This window comes from Paenibacillus sp. KS1 (assembly GCF_001680695.1).
Lineage (GTDB): Bacteria > Bacillota > Bacilli > Paenibacillales > Paenibacillaceae > Paenibacillus_B > Paenibacillus_B suaedae.
Map to the genome: position 1 here is coordinate 1 of NZ_MAIS01000263.1, position 927 is coordinate 927.

At 38.0% G+C, this 927-nt stretch carries 1 protein-coding gene; it reads left to right on the forward strand.

What is annotated here, in order from left to right:
• Positions 1 to 595, forward strand: a 595-nt coding sequence (locus tag BBG47_RS31015) for a helix-turn-helix domain-containing protein (protein WP_254659962.1), incomplete at its 5' end; no start/stop codon positions are given.
• Between the last annotated feature and the right edge of the window lie 332 nt (positions 596 to 927).

Here is a 927-nt window from a genome sequence, read left to right on the forward strand (position 1 = left end):
GATGGTAAAGCTAATAGAGCAAAAGCAGCCCATACCTCGGGTGAGGATGGACTGCTTTTTTTCTCTCAGGGGACACTATTTTCCATTTTTGGGCTTTCACCTCGATGAAATTGGGGCTTTTGCAGTAGTCTCCTTATGGGAGGGCTTTTTTTGTGAGTTCGTGGAAACTTTTATGGAGAATGGAATGTATAGTAATGGGAGGGGCATGAACGCTGCTTGTTTTCATTATGTGTTACATTTTTTTAAAGGAGGACAAATCATGAAGCAACTAAATCTTAGTGCAATCATCTGTTCGTTCCTTGTGGGTCTTTCTCTTGTTGTTAGCAGTGTCATTATTGGTCAATCTTCGGATAGAGAATTAATGAAAGACGGATCCAAATATAAGCCGCTCTTGACGATCGGAGAAGCAGCTGAGTATTTACATATTACTGAATCCCAAGTAAGAGCCATCATTTCAAGTGAAGAATCAATGAGAAGTAGAGATGTTGATTCATTGTTGTTTCCCGTCGTTAGGATTGGAACCGACAATTTTATTAGTACGGATGGTCTGCAAGAATGGTTAAAGGAGTCTCTAAAACGTCGATTGAATTATTAAAGAGGTGTAATTTTCACGTTCATGTTCAGCACAGAGATAACCAAGAGAAAAAATACGAAATATGTCGATAAATGACAATTATAGCTATTCTTTTTTATTTACAGGGGCATTATACTTAGTACATGAGTATGATTATCCCGTTTAGTGCAAAAAACAGTTCGTAGGACATGTGTTCAGGTATTCAGCAATGATATTGTTCTCCCGAAAGAAGGAGAAAATAGAGGTTTTACAATTGATCACATTATTCGCCTAGCAAATGGAAGTGATAGAGCGTGAAATTGGAAGAAACGGTGCTAGCTATAAAGGAGCACTGTTCCTTTTTTATATTCCTC